Below are 16,324 nucleotides of genomic sequence, written 5' to 3' on the forward strand. Positions count from 1 at the left end.
TTCTTCCTTCCTCGGGTACGGCGTCATCGCGGGTCCTTGCGGTCCAGCACGAAGATCCGGATCTGCTCGAAGCTGCGGTACTCGCTCAGGGTGTACGCCGTGAGCAGGAAACCCTGGGTCGGACCGGGCATGCCGTCCATCGGGTCGAGGTTGGCCGCCGTCGTCGACACCAGCCAGATCCGCCGGGTGTCACCGACGCACGGCCCGGGGTCGGTGCATTCGTGGGCGCCGAAGGTGCCGTTCTCCTGCGATGGGCGATCGACCAGCACGTCCCGCAGCAGGCCGAGGCGCCGCACCTCGTAGTCGAAGGCCCGGCGGCCGTTACGGGTCGTACCGGCGTAGGCGATGCCGTCACCGGGCTCGGCCACCGTGGCCAGGGCGGCGGCCGCGCTGCGGAAGTCGGGCTCGCCGTAGACCGGGCTGTGCCGGGCCGCCTGCTGTCCCGGTCCGCTGACGAGCAGCACCGCGGCCACCACCAGCAGGCCGCTCAGCGACAGCAGCCCGGTGGACCCGGCCCGGCGGGTGAACCGGGCCAGGGAGAAGCCCAGGGCACCGGCCAGCAGCGCCCACGCCGGGACGGTGAAGAGCAGGTAGCGGTGCAGGAAGAGATGCAGCACCGGGAAGGTGACGTAGCAGAAGAGCGGCGGGAACAGCGCCCAGCTCAGCAGCAGGACCACCGGTCCCCGATGGCGCGACCAGAGCAGCACCGTCGCCGACAGCGCCGCCACGCAGACCACGAGCGCGACCTGCCAGGAGCCGAAGATCCGCTCGGGCAGGTTGGTCAGCGCCGCGGCGTCGGCCTTGATCCAGGCGATGACGCTCGACTGTTGCGAGCCCTTGGCCGCCAGCGGCAGCGCGGCGGTCACCGCGATGAACGCCCCGGCGAACCAGCGCAGCAACCGCAGCTCTCCGCTGACCCGGAAGGCCCGCCACATGAACACGGCGTGGGCCAGCAGCACGGTCAGGGTCACGATGTGCACGAGCCCGGCCAGGACGAGGCCGACGCCGTACCAGATCCAGCGCCGCCAGGTCGGCCGCTCCATCGCCCGTAGCAGCAGCAGCGTCGCCAGGGTGGCGAAGCCGATGGCGAACGCGTACGGGCGGGCCTCCTGGCCGTAGCGCGTCGCCGCGGGCAGCCCGGCGACGATCAGCCCGGCGGTCAGGCCGGCCCCCGTGTCGAACAGCCGGCGGCCCAGCACCGCGACCAGCGCCGCGGTGGCGGCCATGGCGAGCGCGGACGGCATCCGCAGGCTGGTCTCCGAATCGCCGAAGACGTCGATCCAGAAATGCAGGACCAGATAGTACGGCGCCACGACCGCGTCCACATTGGCCAGCAGCTTCGCCAGGTCCCGGAAGCTGAGAGTAGCGGCGTACCAGCTGGCGTACTCGTCGTTCCACATGCTCCGCGAGCCGATGCCGACCACCGACAGGGTGAGCGCGAGCAGGGCCGGCGGCAGCGCCAGTGCCACCGTGCTCAGGACGGACCAGCTCCGCACCACGGGCGGCGGTACGTGCCCGTCCGGTCGGCGCTGCCCGACGATCCGGCGGACGGCGGGGGACAACAGTTGCGCGTCGGTCATCGCTTCCTCATTCGGCCAGTGCCTCGTCCAGGACGCCCGCGAGCTGCTTCGCGTAGACGGACGTCAGGTGGTTGTCGTCGCGGTAGACGACGGTGCCGCCGATGACGGCGGGGCAGATCCTGGGCGTGCAGAACCACGCGGTGGAGTCGACGACCCGTCCGCCGTGCGCCTGCACCAGGGCCCGGACGATCCGCTGCCGGGGCAGGAACAGGGACCGGAACACGTCGAGATGGCACTCGTTGACGGCGTTCGGGTGGGTCGCCAGGCACCGCGGCACGTCGTAGTGCGTGACCGGGGTGTCCGGGATGACGACCGGCAGCGCCCCGGCCCGCTTGATCCGGGTGACCGTGGCGGCCCAGGCCGAGGCCCAGTCCTGGTCGGGACCGGCGCTGGCTTCGACGCCCAGCGGGCCACCCTCGCGGTTGCGGGCGGACATGACCACCACGGCCGGGCGCAACTGCTGGATCCGGTCGAGGGCCCGCAGCCGCCACTGGTCGCATTCCGCGTACGGAACGGTGGTGCCGAGTTTGTTGACCTTGCCGAGGGCGGGTCCGCAGTCGGTCTTCGTGAAGACCACGAGTCGCCAGCCCCGCTTGTGCGCGATCGTGTCGACGGCGTCGAACCACTGCTGGGCGTGCGAGTCACCGAAGAGCACCATGACCCGGCTGCCGGTCACGACGCCGTGCCGCTCGCAGCCCCGGCCGATGTTGTCGGAGACGAACCGGCTCGCGGGTGGCACCAGGCATCCGCCGTCCCGGGGCGAGCTCGACGACGCCCGCGCGAGGGCCGGCGTCAGATCGCGGGGGAGGACCGTCGGGATGATGCTGTCCCGGATGATCTTCTGCAGCTGCGGGACGGTGGCCCTGCCCGAGGCCAGCACGTCGGCGGGCTTGCGGGCGGCCGCCGTACCCGTGGTCCGCGTGCTCGGCAGATGCGGCGCAGCCAGCGCGAGGGCCACGGTCGCCGCGGTCAGCGCGCCGCCCAGGGCGAGCGCCCGGCCGGGGCGCTGCCGCAGGCCGCGATGCTGGTGGATGCGGTTCTCCACGGCGGCCACCGACATGGCCGCCGGCACCAGCGCCGCGACCACCACGGCCACCTCGGCCGCGGTCGTCAGCGGGTGACCCAGCACGTACGGGGCGAGGACCAGCAGCGGCCAGTGCCACAGGTACCAGCTGAACGAGACCCGGCCGAGCTCCTGCACCGGCTTGAGCCGCAGCAGCCGGCGGGCGCCCCAGGACGGGCGGGCGCAGCCGCCGGCGATCGTCAGCCCGGTACCGACGACGGCCACCAGGGGATCTCCGGATGCGACCGCGGCGGCCACCGTCCCCAGCCCCAGCCAGGTGAGCACGGCCGCGAGCGTGGCGGGCAGACCCGTGAGTCGCTGCGCGCCGAGGGCGATCAGAGCGCCGGCACCGAACTCCCAGAGCCGGGCCGGCAGGCCGTGGACGGTCCACGGGTTCGCCGCCGGCTCCAGCCAGAGGGCCAGCGAGGCGGCGCTCAGCACCGTCAGCAGGAGTGCGGCCGACAGCACGCTGGGGCGGCCACGGCGGGCCCAGGCCAGCGCGACCACGATGAGCAGCACCGGCCACACCAGCGCGAACTGGACCAGCAGGGACAGTGGCCCGAAGTGCTGCAACGGCGACACGTCGACCGGCACGGCGTCCTGGGTCGCCAGCCGCAGGTTCATGGTGGCGGTCGCGGCGGCGACGGCGTCCCAGGAGACCGTCGTGCGGTTCGCGGCCGGCATCCAGTGCCAGGCGGCGCCGAGTGAGCCGAGCACCACCACGGTCGCGGCCGGCACCATCCGGGTCGTGCGCCGGGCGTAGAACCGGCGCAGCGACAGCCGGCCGGTCTGCCGCAGCTCCCGGAACGCCCCGGTGGTGAGCACAAAGCCGGAGATCACGAAGAAGAGGTCGATGCCGACCCCGCCGCCGCTCAGGCCGGCCACGCCGACATGACAGCCGACCAGCAGCAGGACGGCGAGCGCACGCAGGCCCTGCACGTCACGCCGGAAAACCGGCCGATCGGGTGCCGGCACCGGCTGAGCCCCCGGACGGGCCCGTTCGAGAAGTCCCGCGGTGCCGGTCATGACGCCACCACCGGGGCGTAGGCGGGCATCTGGCGGGCCCCCGGAATCAGCGGATCGGCGTCCGGAGTGCCCGGCGCGCTCGGGTGCCGTTGCGGGGTGGACCGCCCGCCGAGCAGCAACGGCCAGACGAAGTACAGCATCGGGCCGGCGAACAGCACCGTCGCCCAGAGCTGGTCCAGGCCGTAGTGCACGACTCCCAGCACGATGCCCGACCAGGTGAGCAGCTGGGCGGCGATGAGCCAGATCCGCAGCAGGCGCAGCACCCGCTTGGCGGTCGACGTGCGCTTGGCGGCGCCGGTCGGGACCCAGGCGGCGGTACGGCCGCGCAGGAAGTCGAACAGGGCCAGGGCGTGGCAGAAGCCGATGAGCATCTGGACCCGTACGACGGCCGGTGACCAGCGGTAGTCGGTGACCCGCGGCATCAGCGTCGACCACACGAAGATGGTGCCGATCAGCGGCAGATAGTTGAGCGGCCGGATCTGGTCGGGGAAGCACCACAACATCAGGAAGCCCGGCAGCTGGCTCGTGAAGGCCGCGACGGCGGTGGTGATGTAGTAGAGGAAACCGGTCCAGAAACAGAGCTTCTGCTTGACGGTGAGCGCCGAGCGGTGGAAGTCCGGATCGGCCAGCAGGCTCATGCTGCCGGTGCACCAGCGGTACTGCTGGTTGGCGAAGCCGTCGAAGTTGTCCGGGCAGACGCCCTTGGCCAGATTCACCGGCACATAACGCGTCCGGAAACCGGCCTTCGCCATGTTGACTCCGGTGTGGACGTCCTCGCTGTGCCCGATCTGCGCGAAACCGCCCGACGCCCGCAGCGCACTGCGGCGGTAGACGGCATTCGTGCCCACACAGATGGCCGCATCGACCGCGTCGCGGGCCGGCTGAATCCAGCGGTAGAACATCTCCTGGGTCGCGCCGGCCGAGCGCTGCAACCAATTGAAGTGCTCCTGCTGGACATCGAAGAATTGCGGCGACTGGACGATCCCGACGGCCGGATCGTCGAAGTACGGCGCCAGTTCGCGGATCATGTCGGCGCGCGGGGCGAAATCGGCGTCGAAGACATGAATGAGATCGCCGGTCGAGTTCTCGTATCCGTGGCGGAGGTTTCCGGCCTTCTTCAACTCACCGCGGTTGGGCCGGGAAAGGTAGCGGAAGCCGTACTGCGCGGCGAGCCCGGCAACCTCGTCGCGGCCCGAGTCGTCGAGGACGTGCACGGTGAGCAGGCCCGGCCAGTCCAGGGCGGCGACGTGGCGGTAGGTGTTGTCCAGGATGGCGAGCGATTCACCGGCGGACGGCAGGAAGACGTCGACCGCGGGGTACGCCGCCGGCCGGTACTCCGCCACCAGGGCGTCATGCTCGGCGCGGGAACTGCGGCGCTTGCGGGTGCTCGACAGCAGGCTGATGAGCACGGCTACGACCTGCAGAGCGATCAGCTCGTAGAGCAGGCTGGTCCACATCGAGTTGGCCGCCAGCCGGGCCAGGCCGAACATGACGCCGGCGAAGGCCAGCAGGAACACGCAGAAGATCCAGCGGCCCTGGCGTCCGTAGTAGAGATACTTCTCGTGATCGGAGGGCGGCAGTGGCACGTACTCCACCACCGCCTGGGGAGAGGTGCCGGCCCGCGAGCCTCTCTGTTGCCGAGTCTGTGCGACTACCACCGGTAAAGGCCTTCCGTATGTGATGACGGAGCCGACTCGGGGATAGAGCCATCGAACGACCGACGACCGCAGCTGAGCCGGCGGTCATCAGTCGATCACCCGGAAACAGAGCCTGAATGCATTTTCGCCGACGTTCACCGGACCCGTACGGGTTAATCCGATCGGTCGGCGATAAAGGCACCTGTCGTGGTGCGGTACGGCGGTGCGACCTCCGGTGGATAGCTGACCTGCAAAGACTTCCTCGGTGTCATTCAGTGACGGCAAAAAAACGAAAAAGAGACGGGAGGGTGGTGGTGATGTATGTCACAGTGAGCACTGTCCGATGTGTTCAACAATTTGTCACCCGAGCCGATCGAGAAACTCCACCGAGCGGCGTACGACCAGCGCCGTCGCGTCCGCGTCGGAGGACGGCAGCGAGCTGTCGGTGAACAGGTGCCGGTTGCCGGGGTAGACGAACAGCTCGGCCAGCTCGGGCCCGGCCGTCGCGACCAGCTCGCGGGCAGCGTCGAGGTCACCCTCCAGGGCGAAGATCGGGTCCTGGTCCATGCCGTGGATCTGCACCGGCACGCCCGCCGGCCACGGCCCGAAGGCCCATTCGCCGCTGATCGGCACACAGCTCTCGTAGAGCAGGGCGCCGCGGGCGCCGGGGCGCGTCTGGGCGTACCGCTGGGCCTGGGCCGCGCCCCAGGAGAAGCCCGCGTACACCAGGGGCCCGGACAGCTCGGCCACCGCCCGGTCGGCGCGCTCATCCAGGAGCTGGTCACCGACGCTCCTGACGAAGGCGACGCCCTCCTCGACGCTCGCCGGTCGCTCGCCGTCGAACAGCTCGGGAGTGTGCACGGTGTGCCCGCCGGCCCGCAGGTGCTCGGCGAACGCGAGCACCCCGTCGGTCAGACCCTGCACGTGGTGGAACAGCACGACGTCGGCCATCTCTACACTTCCCCTCATCGGACGACAGCGCTCGAATGATCCACGATAGTAGAACGGTCGAACTTTGTCGGTCAATGAACAGATCCCCGACTACGACCTCGACGAGATGGTCGTGGTCACCGCCCCCGCGCAGCTCCGCGCGCTGGCCGACCCGCTGCGCAGCACCCTGCTGGAACTGGTGCTGGAGCGGGCCGCGACGGTCACCGAGCTGGCCCGGGCGGTCAGCCGCCCCAAGGGCACGGTCGCGTATCACGTGAACCTGCTGGTCGACGCCGGGCTGCTGCGGGTGGTCCGGACGCGGCGGGTACGGGCCATCGAGGAGCGCTACTACGGCCGGGTCGCGCGGACCTACTACATCGGGGCGCTCAACAGCCCCGAGGACAAGCAGGTCGTCGCCGCGATCAACGGGCTCGCCGAGGCAGCGGCCGAAGCCGCCCCGGCCCACGAGGCCGACGAACTGCGGTGCCTGCTCGTGCACGCCCGCATCCCGATCGAGGAGGTCCGCAACTTCTGGGCCGAGGTCCAGGAGGTGGCCCGCCGCTTCGCCCAGATCCCGCGCTCCGGCGACCAGGCGTACGGCTTCGTGGCCGGTCTCTATCCCACCGACGCCCCGACCCTGCCGGACGCGCGTTCCACCACGAAGGACTGATCCTTCCTCTTTAGACCATTCTGTGGGCTTTCGTGACCGTAGGGTGGCCGATTGCCGGGCGCGCGAGGTGCTCCGGCGATCCGAGGGAGTGACGCATGACCCGTCTGGCCGTACCGCTGGCTGTGCTGTTGGTTCTGGGGGTGGGTGCCGGACCGGCCGGCGCCGCGGCGGTGAGCCCGTCGAGCGAACCCGTCGAGTCGGCCGCGCTGATCAACGGGCGGGTGGTCCGTGACGCCGCGACCGCGCAGCGGCTCATCGACGCCTACTGGACGCCGGAACGGATGCGGACGGCCATCGCGGTCCCCGACCCGCGCGTCATCGAGGACCCGGCGCTGGAGCAGCGGGACCGGCCGGGCAACGTCGGTCGCCCGCAGACGGCGGTGCGGCCGGCCGGGCCGTCGGCCGCCGGCGGCACCAGGAGTACGGGCCGGGCGGTCAACCCCTCGGCCGGCGTGGGCAAGGTCTTCTTCACCAAGTCCGACGGCAAGAACTACGTCTGCTCCGGCAGCACGCTGAACAACGAGACCCGCAACCTGGTCTCCACCGCCGCGCACTGCATCCACGGCGGCAAGGGCGGCGTCAACCACGAGAACTGGATGTACGCGCCGCTCTACGCCGCCGGCAAGACCCCGTACGGCAAGTTCGCGGCCAAGTGGTTCCACGCCACCAAGGGCTGGACCCAGCACAGCTACCACTGGTGGGACTTCGCGTTCGTCAACGTGTGGCCGCTCGCCGGAGTACGCCTGGTCGACAAGACCGGTGGCAACGGCATCAGCTTCAACCAGAGCAAGTCCATTCCGGTGACCGTGCTGGCGTACCCGTCGAAGGCGCCGTACGACGGGCAGAAGCAGGTCTCCTGCGTGACCAGCCTGCAATGGGCGGCCGCCGCGCAGGTCAAGGTCTTCTGCGGGCTCACGCCGGGGGCCAGTGGCGGCCCGATGTTCCAGAACTTCGACACCACCATCGGCTTCGGCTTCACCAACACGGTGGTCGCCTACGTGTGGAAGAGCCGCAACTACGGGCCGTACTTCGACAGCGACGTGCTGACCGTCTTCAACCGGGCCCGCAACAAGACCTGATCAGGCGAGCAGCGACTCCCGCATCGTCCGGCCCGGGTTGAAGGCGCCGGCGATGCGGTGCTCGGTGGAGGCGTACACGTCGACGGTGTTGTTGCGGCGCATCAGCTCCCGGACCGGCGGCGGCAGCGGCGGCGGCTCGTCCGGCATGGCCGCGCGCAGGTCCCGGGCGGTCGCGATCAGCCGGTCGGCGAGCGCGGCGCCGTCCACGTCGACCCGCACCCGGCCGTACTCCCAGCCGGCGACGGTGAGGTCGAGCACCTCGAACACGTGCGCCAGCAGCGGCTCGGGGTCGGTCACCCGTACCGTCCGGCGGGCCTGCGCCCCGAGCACCGTGACGGCCGCAGCGACCTGGACGTACGGGTGCAGCCCGCCCGGCAGCTCGAACAGCGACCACCGCAGCTCCGGCCCGGCCGTCTGCCACAGCGGCCGGTAGTTGCGGCGGTCCACCGCGAACCCGCGGCCGGTACGCCGGTAGAGCTCCCCGGCCTGGGTGAACAGATCCCCGTAGGCGGCGTCGGCGAACTCACCCAGGATCCGGACCGCCACGATCAGCCCGTCATCGTCGGTCAGCAGCCCGGCAACCGCCTCGGCCTGCGCACCGAAGGGCGCGGGCACATGCGCGCCGAACCGCTGCCGGACGTCGTGCAGCAGCGCCTCCTGCCGGGCAGGATCCTGCTCGACCCGCCGCTTGCCCAGCTGGAACCACCGCATGTCGCCTCGTCTCCGCAGTCACCTGACGAACGCGGCAATGCTAATGGAACCCACCCACCGGCCCGGCCGCCGTCAGGTGCCGCGGACGGTGAACGCCTTCGAGCTGCCGCCCACGGCGTAAGCGTCACCCGGTGCGTAGACCCGGTACGAGTAGCTCGCCTTGCCCGACGGCGTGGCCACCACGGTGTACCGGCCGCTGGCCCGGACCCGCCCGGTGTTGACGTTCTTCCACGCCCCGCCCGTGTAGCGCTGGAGCCGGATGACCTTGCCCTTGTTGAGTGGGGACACCGAGCCGGTGACGTCGACGCTCGATCCGGCCGGCACAGCGGTCCTGGCCGGTTCGGCGCTGACCTTGTACCGGGTGTAGCGCAGGTGGGCGGCGTCGATGGCGATGATCGTCCGGTTGTCGAGGCCGCCGCCCGACGTCCTGGACGTGCCGGGCACCCAGACGCAGTGCAGCGCTCCCGCCTGGTTGGCGGGCACCGTGCGGCGGAACGTCCCGGTCGAGCCGGTGCGGCCGTCCACCCGGAAGCCGTTCTCGACGCAGCCGTTGTCGTTGCCGATGACCAGGGGTGCGTTCGGCCATGGCCGTCCGGTGTCGGTGTCCCAGACCCGGACGGTCATCACGATCGGCTTGCCGCGGGTGGCGGGCTCGGGGAACGTCATGTCCACGCCCGGCCGGTGCGAGCTCGTCACCTGCATGGTCACCGGGTCGATGACCGTGCTCGGGTCGATGTCCAGCAGGTTCCATTCCTTGTCGTAGGCGGCGACGTGCTTGACGCGCACCGCCCCCTGCCAGGCGCTCGTAACGGCCACCTGCGCCGTCCAGATGCCGTCCTGCGGTGTGCCCTCGGTGAGGGACAGCTCGGCGAAATTGTTGGGCGTCGCGGCGAGACTGACATAGGGGAAGCTTCCGCCGACGCCGTCGCTGGTGGGTTCCACGCCGGTCTCGTCGGTGAGCCGCACCCGGACGCCGACCATCACGGTCTGCAGGCCGGAGACGGTGACCGCCGTACGGGAAAGCTCGATCGATTTGAGCTCCGGCGGTGTGGTGTCCGCCGCGGGAGCGGCGCCGGCGGGGCCGGCCGGCACGAGCACGCCCGGCACGAGCAGGGCCGTGGTGAGAGAGATGGCGAGGAGCAGATGTCGGCGCATGACTGTCACGTCCTGGAGTCGTGCATCACCGGCGGCAGACGTGCCGCGTGTCCACAACGTACGCCTACCGCACGACCTGTGTCCGCCCCCGGGGAAACCGGACGGTGACAGTGGTTCCGGTGGGCTGGTTCGGGGCCAGAGTGATGGTTCCGTGGTGGCGTTCGACCAGGACCCGGCTCAGCGTCAGGCCCAGCCCGGCTCCGGGGATGCCGGCCTGATGGGCGTTGCGGCCCCGGTAGAGGCTGCGGAACATGCTGGCCTGCTCGGCGGCCGGGATGCCGGTGCCCCGGTCGGTGATGGTCAGCACCGCGAGGTCACCGTCGGCCATCAGCGTGACGGTCACCGTGGAGTCGTCGGGGCTGAACTTGACGGCGTTGCTCAGCAGGCTGTCGACCACCTGGCGCAGCCGGTGCGGATCGCCGGGCACGGCCAACCCGGCCGGTACGTGGACGTCGACGGTGATGCGGTGCTCCCGCGCCACCGGGGTGATCGCCTCCACGCCGGCCGTGGTGATCTCGGCCAGGTCGACGTCGACGCTCGTCAGCCGGGCGTGACCGGATTCCAGGGCGGCGAGGTCGAGCAGCCGTTCGATCAGGCTGTGCAGCCGGCCGTTGTTGCGTTCGATGACCTCGATGAGGTTGCGGACCTCGCCGATCGTGGTCTCGTCGGGGGACTCGGCGATCAGGTCGGTGTAGGCGCTGATGGACGTCAGCGGCGTGCGCAGCTCGTGACCGACCAGCGCGATGTATTCGTCGGTGGCCGCGGCCAGGTGTGCGGCGAGTTCCTCGGCGCGGCGCCGTTCGAGGTAGGCGCCGATGGTGCCGGCGATGCCCCGCAGCAGCACCGCGAGCGCCGGTTCGGGCTCCTGCGGGCTCCAGGAGAAGAACGTCAGGACGCCGTTGACCTGATCACCGCTGCGCAGCGGCACGGCCCCGGCGGCGCGGTACTTCGAGGCGGCGACGACCTGCGGCAACAGCGGCGAACCGGGGGCGTGCACGTCCGGGACCCACAGCAGGTCGCCGCGCTGCCAGCAGAGCCCGGCCAGCCCTTCGCCGCGGGCGATGGAGTCCGGCATCGGCATGGGCGTTGCGTTCTCGGCCAGGAACGCGGCGGCGGGCCGCAGTACGTCAGCGGCCGGATCGACCAGCCACAACCGCAGGTAGGGCCAGCCGACGCCGGTGCCGACGGCCCGCAGGATCTCGTCGCCGAGGGTGATCGCGTCGGGGCTGCGCGACAGCACGTCGAGCACCTCGGTCGTGCAGTCCTGGAAGCGCCGCGCACGGTGCTCGGCAGTGACGTCGTGCACCGCGGCGACCGCCCCGGCGACCGCGCCGGTCGCGTCGCGGATCGGCCGCGCGTTGATCGAGAGCCAGTGCTCCTGCCCGCCGGCGTCGCCGGCGAGCACGAGCGCCCCGCGGACGTCTTCCCCGGCCAGGGCGCGCAGCAACGGCATCTCCCCGGTACGCAGCAGCGTGCCGTCGTGGTGGCGCAGCCGGGCACGCCGCGTCCACTCCTCCAGCGGCACCGGCTCGCCCGGGACACCGTCGCCGCCGAACACCTCGTCGAATCCCGGGCTGCGCACCGTCAGCCGGCCATCGATGTCGCACGTGACCACTCGGACGTCGAGGCCCTCCAGCAGCGCTTCCACGAAGGGCGGGTCGGCCGGGCCGGGTGGGGCGGGCCGGGCCGCGGCGCCGCCGGTGCCGGGCGTGGCGTCTGCGCCCAGGTGCCGGCGCAGGGCGGAGGTCAGTTCCTGGACGCTGAACGGCTTGGTCATCACCGTGCTGGCGCCCACCGAGGCCAGTTGCGGGTCGCTGGGTGGCAGATAGCCGGTGAGCAGCATGATCGGGATGTCGGCGAGCGCGGGGTCGGCCCGCAACGTGCGGCAGAACTGCACGCCGTCCAGATGCGGCATGTCGACGTCCGTGACGACGAGATCGGGCCGGCGCCGGGCCACCGCGGCCAGGCCGGCACGACCGTCCCCGACCACGGTGACGTCGTGCCCGAGCCGCCGCACCACCTCGGCGACGAGCCGCTGATGATCAACGTTGTCCTCGGCCAGCACCACCATTGCCATGCCTCATTCTAATCGGGCAAAAGCGAGGAAGGCCCCGTTTTCGGGCTACCGCGCAACACCTCCATCAGCGGCAGCGGATCGAGGTAGTCGCGGTACGACACGATCTGACCGTCCCGGACCCGCAACACCGCGATGACCGTCTGCCGGAAGGGTGCGCCGGTCGTGACGACGGTGCCGTAGGCCTCGTACTCGACGATGATCACCTCCGGGTCGGTGGTCTCGTGCAGCACGACGTCGCGGTATTCGTCGAGCCTGATGAAGGCCTCGGCCGCCGCGGTCAGGTGCTGCCTGATCGCCGCGCGGCCCCGCACCTGTGCGGGCATGCCCGGCGGCCGGAACGGCCACTCGATGAAGCCGTCGGGGGCCATCAGCCCCACGAAGGTCTCGACGTCCAGTTCGCGGCCGGCCCGCAGCACCCGGTCGACGATCTCCCGCGCCGGGCCGGTCATGGCTTCCCCCTCCGCCGGCGAGCATTGATTCAACGACCGTAGAACGAAACACCGACTCAGTCAACGTTCGTAGAATGAGCGGGTGAGCGAACCGGACGCCAAACCGACCCGCGCCGAGCAGCGCCGCCGGACCGAGGAGAGGATCCTCGCCGCGGCTCGCCGGATGTTCGCCGACGTGGGCTACGACCGCACCACGATCCGGGCGGTGGCCAAGGACGCCGGCGTCGATCCCGGCCTGGTCATGCACTACTTCGGCTCGAAGGACGAGCTCTTCGCGCGGGCCGCGAGCATCCCCACCGACGAGCTGCCCGCCGGCAGCGCCGAGCAGCTGGCCGAGGCGTTGCTCGCCTCGCTGGCCGGGCGCCTGGACAGCGAGCCGGTGGGCTCCCTGGCCGTCCTGCGCTCCATGCTGACCAATGCCGACGCCGCCGAGCGCTACCGGGCCGCGGGGGAGCCGCAGCTCAGCAAGATCAGCGCCGCGATCCCGGCCGCCGACGCCGACCTGCGGGCCGTCCTGCTCAGCGCGATCGTGCACGGCGTGATCATCGAGCGGTACCTGCTGCGCCTCGGCCGGCTCGCGGACGCCTCCCCGGAGCAGATCATCGACCTGCTCCGGCCGTGCTTCCAGCTGCTGGCCACGGCACCTCCGCAGGATCAGCACCGGCCCGGATAGCCGCCTCAGGCCTCCAGGGCGTCGCGGCGGCGCTGCGGCGGGCGCGGTGACGGCGGCGCGGCCCGGTCCTCACCGCGGGGGATCGGCCGGGTGACCGGGTCGCCGTCCACGGTCAGCGTCTCGCCGTGGTGGGTGATCTCCACCGGCGGCCCGCTCACCTCGTACGTCGCCTCGGCCGGGGTGACCGTGACCCGCAGGCTGCTCTCGCGCCAGCGCAACCGGAAGCACATCCGGGGCAGATGCTCCGGCAGCCGCGGCGCGAAGCTCAGCCGGCCGCCGTGGTCGCGCAGCCCGCCGAAGCCCATCACCAGCGCGATCCACGAGCCCGCGCACGCCGCGATGTGCAGGCCGTCGCCGCTGGACTCGCCGCCGCCCCGCAGGTCCAGCAGGGCCGCCTCGGCCAGGTAGTCGTGGGCCAGCTCCAGGTGCCCGGTCTCGGCGGCCAGCACCGCCTGCGCCGGCGCGGACAGTGACGAGTCGCGGACCGTACGGGCCTCGTAGTACGCGAAGTTGCGGGCCTTCTCCTCGGTGGTGAACGCGTCCGAGCGCAACGCCATGGCGAGCACCACGTCGGCCTGCTTGATCACCTGCTTGCGGTACAGGTCCAGGTACGGGAAGTGCATCATCAGCGGGTAGTCGTCGTCCTTGGTCTGGGCGAAGTCCCACTCCTGGAGCTTGGTGAAGCCCGCCGCCTGCTCGTGCACCTGCCGCACCTCGGAGTAAGGCAGGTGCAGGTTGTCCGCGACCTCGCGCCAGGCGGCCAGCTCGTCGGCGCCGACGTCCAGGTCGTGGGCCTGCGACGGGAAGCGGGCACAGGCCTCGGCCGCGCCGCGCAGGTTGTGCCGGGCCATCAGGTTGGTGAAGATGTTGTCGTCCATCAGCGCCGTGTACTCGTCCGGGCCGGTGACCCCGGCGATGTGCCACTCGCCGTCGTCGGCCACGTGTGCGACCCGGCACCAGAGCCGGGCGGTCTCGACCAGGATCTCCAGCCCGTCCCCGGCCAGGAAGTCGTCGTCGCCGGTGGCCGCGGCGTAGCGCAGCACGGCGTCGGCGATGTCGGCGTTGACGTGCAGGGCCGCCGTACCGGCCGGCCAGTAGCCGGAGCACTCCGCGCCGCTGATCGTCCGCCACGGGTACGCGGCGCCGGCCAGGCGCAGCTCCCGGGCCCGGTCCCGGGCCGCCTCGAGGGTGCCGTGCCGCCATTGCAGGGCCAGCCCGACACAGGCCGGGTGGGTGTACGTCAGCACGGGCAGCACGAACGACTCGGTGTCCCACAGCGTGTGGCCGTCGTACCCGTTGCCGGTCAGACCCTTCGCCGCGATCGGGTGCGGTCCCGCCTGGGCACCGGCCTGCAGCACGTGGAACAGGCCGAACCGGACGGCCTGCTGCACCTCGGGGTCGCCGTCGAGCTCCACGTCCGCGGCCGCCCAGAACTCGTCCAGATACGCCCGCTGGTCGGCCACCAGAGCGTCGAAACCGAGCGACATCGCCGCATCGCGATCCTGGCGGGCGCGGTCCGCCGACGCCTCGGCGCCCCACGCGTATGCGAGGAACTTGTCCACCCGCAGTGTGCCCTCGCCGGTGATCGTGCAGCGGATCCGGTCCGGCCCGCTGGTCACCGTCTGCGTGCCGGTGGTGTGGTGGCTGACGGCCGAGGCGACCGCGAGGTCACTGCGCCGGGTGCGGTGCTCCAGGACGTCGTCGCTGTGCCGGACCGGCCGCAACGCGTTGTGCAGAGTGGTCGCGGCCCGCGGGTCGTCGCGCTGCTCCGGCTGCTCCTCGTTGGCCAGCAGGTCGGACTCGACGCGCAGCCGCACGCCGGGTCCGGCGGTCACCTCGTAACGGATCGCGGCCACCGACGGATGCGGGAAGGAGACCAGGCGGGTGCTGACGATCCGCACGGCCGTGCCGGCCGGAGACACCCAGGCGACCTCGCGGCGCACGGTGCCGGCCCGCAGGTCCAGCACGCGTTCGTGGGAGACGAGCTCACCGGTACGCACATCGAACGGCTCGCCGTCGACGGACAGCCCGATCAGTTTGCCGTTCGGCGCGTCCACGATGGTCTCGGACAGCTCCGGGTAGCCGTAGCCGGCCTCGGCGTGCTGCAGGTCGCGCAGCTCGAAGAAGGAGTTGAGATAGCTGCCCGGCATGCCCCGGGGCTCGTTCTCGTCCAGGTTGCCGCGCAGTCCGATGTGCCCGTTGGCCAGCGCGAACAGCGATTCGGTGTGGCGGAGCCCGGCGGTGCTGAGCGAGTCCTCGGACAACCCGGTCTCGCGGACGCACCAGGGCTCGGCCGCTGCGAGGTCAGCCACGGGCGGCCGTACCGGAAAGGTCCGGGCGGCCGCCGGCGTGCCCGACGGTGGCGCCCGAGGCCGCGGTCGCCCGGCGGGCGGCTTCCGGGTACGGATCACCGCGCAGCAGCGACGCGGTCAGCGCGGCGATGAACGCGTCCCCGCCTCCGGTGGTGTCGACCACCTTGTCATCGGTGAGCGGGACGTGCACGTCCCCATCGGCCCAGACGAAGAGGTTGCCGTCGTCGACCGCGACGGCGATCAGCCGTGGCCCCTTCTCCAGCAGCTTGCGCGCCGCGTCCCGCATGTCCTCCGGCGGTACGCCGAGCAGCAGCTCCGCCTCCTTGTCGTCGGCGCGCACCACGTCGGCCCGGGCCAGCAGGGCGTCGTCCGAGGTCGCGCCGTCGAGCACCACCAGCCGGCCGGCCTCGTGCCCGATCCGGGCGGCGGCCGCGCACACGTCGGCGGGCTGCTGGAGCTGGACGAGCACGGCGTCCCGCTGCCGGATCGTGTCGGCGCGGTCCTCGACGTCGGCCACGGTGAGCAGCGGCAGGTGCTCGATGTAGCGGTACTCCGTACCGGAAAGAACCTCGACGATCAGCCCGGTCAGCACGCCGCTGCGCCGCACGACGGCCGAGACGTCGATGCCGTCGCGCTCGGCCTGGCCGAGCAGGACGTCACCGATGGCGTCGTCGCCGGCCACGGCGACCAGCGTCGGCCGCACCCCGAGCTGGGCCAGCCCGACCGCCTGGTTGGCGCCCTTGCCGCCGAGCTGCTCGCGCCGGTCGGTGGCGTCGGCGGAGGAGCCGGGCCCGGGAAGATCATCGACGGACAGCACAAGATCCCGGGCGAGCTGACCGACCACGGCCGCAGTTGGTGTCGTCACGGACCGTCTCATACCCGGAACAACGCCGGTTGCACGAACCGGCGGCTGAGAGGCAGCTGACAATCCCGCCCGGGGCGCGGGCGGGCCGACGGCTGGG

The 16,324-nt window shown here is 71.5% G+C and carries 13 protein-coding genes; 3 read left to right on the forward strand and 10 right to left on the reverse strand.

All coding sequences use genetic code 11. The features are described from left to right. Window positions 1-23: 23 nt before the first annotated feature. The 4 genes from ACZ6S4_RS09170 to ACZ6S4_RS09185 form a co-directional block, all read right to left on the reverse strand. Window positions 24-1,580: a glycosyltransferase family 39 protein gene (locus ACZ6S4_RS09170; RefSeq protein ID WP_465474395.1), complete on the reverse strand. Its 1,557-nt coding sequence runs from the start codon at window positions 1,578-1,580 to the stop codon at window positions 24-26. A gap of 7 nt (window positions 1,581-1,587) precedes the next feature. Beyond that, entirely contained in the window at window positions 1,588-3,669 is a 2,082-nt protein-coding gene (locus tag ACZ6S4_RS09175; RefSeq protein ID WP_465474396.1) for an acyltransferase family protein, read from the reverse strand. After that, window positions 3,666-5,255 (reverse strand): glycosyltransferase family 2 protein, encoded by a 1,590-nt coding sequence (locus ACZ6S4_RS09180; RefSeq protein ID WP_465474397.1) that lies wholly within the window; start codon window positions 5,253-5,255, stop codon window positions 3,666-3,668. The genes ACZ6S4_RS09175 and ACZ6S4_RS09180 overlap by 4 nt, the downstream gene beginning before the upstream one ends. Before the next feature lie 411 nt (window positions 5,256-5,666). Further along, window positions 5,667-6,257 carry a dienelactone hydrolase family protein gene (locus ACZ6S4_RS09185; RefSeq protein WP_465474398.1) on the reverse strand — a complete coding sequence of 197 codons (591 nt, stop codon included), beginning with the start codon at window positions 6,255-6,257 and terminating at the stop codon, window positions 5,667-5,669. Window positions 6,258-6,321: 64 nt separating this feature from the next. On the opposite strand from ACZ6S4_RS09185, the gene ACZ6S4_RS09190 reads away from it, so the two are divergent. Next, window positions 6,322-6,906 (forward strand): ArsR/SmtB family transcription factor, encoded by a 585-nt coding sequence (locus ACZ6S4_RS09190; RefSeq protein WP_465474399.1) that lies wholly within the window; start codon window positions 6,322-6,324, stop codon window positions 6,904-6,906. Window positions 6,907-7,001: 95 nt separating this feature from the next. Then, window positions 7,002-7,985, forward strand: a complete 984-nt coding sequence (locus tag ACZ6S4_RS09195) for a trypsin-like serine peptidase (RefSeq protein WP_465474400.1) — start codon at window positions 7,002-7,004, stop codon at window positions 7,983-7,985. Here the strand turns inward: ACZ6S4_RS09195 and ACZ6S4_RS09200 are convergent, their stop codons facing one another. The 4 genes from ACZ6S4_RS09200 to ACZ6S4_RS09215 all read right to left on the reverse strand — a co-directional run bounded on the left by ACZ6S4_RS09200 (window position 7,986) and on the right by ACZ6S4_RS09215 (window position 12,377). Further along, window positions 7,986-8,696, reverse strand: a complete 711-nt coding sequence (locus ACZ6S4_RS09200) for a hypothetical protein (protein ID WP_465474401.1) — start codon at window positions 8,694-8,696, stop codon at window positions 7,986-7,988. Between the two features lie 72 nt (window positions 8,697-8,768). Then, window positions 8,769-9,851, reverse strand: coding sequence for a hypothetical protein (locus ACZ6S4_RS09205; RefSeq protein WP_465474402.1), 1,083 nt, complete (start codon window positions 9,849-9,851; stop codon window positions 8,769-8,771). Window positions 9,852-9,915: 64 nt separating this feature from the next. Continuing rightward, window positions 9,916-11,928, reverse strand: coding sequence for an ATP-binding protein (locus ACZ6S4_RS09210; RefSeq protein WP_465474403.1), 2,013 nt, complete (start codon window positions 11,926-11,928; stop codon window positions 9,916-9,918). Window positions 11,929-11,936: 8 nt separating this feature from the next. Continuing rightward, entirely contained in the window at window positions 11,937-12,377 is a 441-nt protein-coding gene (locus ACZ6S4_RS09215; RefSeq protein WP_465474404.1) for a nuclear transport factor 2 family protein, read from the reverse strand. 82 nt (window positions 12,378-12,459) lie between these two features. On the opposite strand from ACZ6S4_RS09215, the gene ACZ6S4_RS09220 reads away from it, so the two are divergent. After that, entirely contained in the window at window positions 12,460-13,050 is a 591-nt protein-coding gene (locus ACZ6S4_RS09220; RefSeq protein ID WP_465474405.1) for a TetR/AcrR family transcriptional regulator, read from the forward strand. A gap of 5 nt (window positions 13,051-13,055) precedes the next feature. On the opposite strand, the gene ACZ6S4_RS09225 is transcribed toward ACZ6S4_RS09220, so the two are convergent. Both ACZ6S4_RS09225 and ACZ6S4_RS09230 read right to left on the reverse strand, forming a co-directional pair. Beyond that, on the reverse strand, window positions 13,056-15,362 hold the full coding sequence (locus ACZ6S4_RS09225; protein ID WP_465474406.1) for a glycoside hydrolase family 65 protein: 2,307 nt from the start codon (window positions 15,360-15,362) through the stop codon (window positions 13,056-13,058). Then, window positions 15,355-16,227 carry a PfkB family carbohydrate kinase gene (locus tag ACZ6S4_RS09230; protein WP_465474407.1) on the reverse strand — a complete coding sequence of 291 codons (873 nt, stop codon included), beginning with the start codon at window positions 16,225-16,227 and terminating at the stop codon, window positions 15,355-15,357. The genes ACZ6S4_RS09225 and ACZ6S4_RS09230 overlap by 8 nt, the downstream gene beginning before the upstream one ends. Window positions 16,228-16,324: the final 97 nt, after the last annotated feature.

The organism is Actinoplanes sp. NPDC051405 (assembly GCF_055586185.1).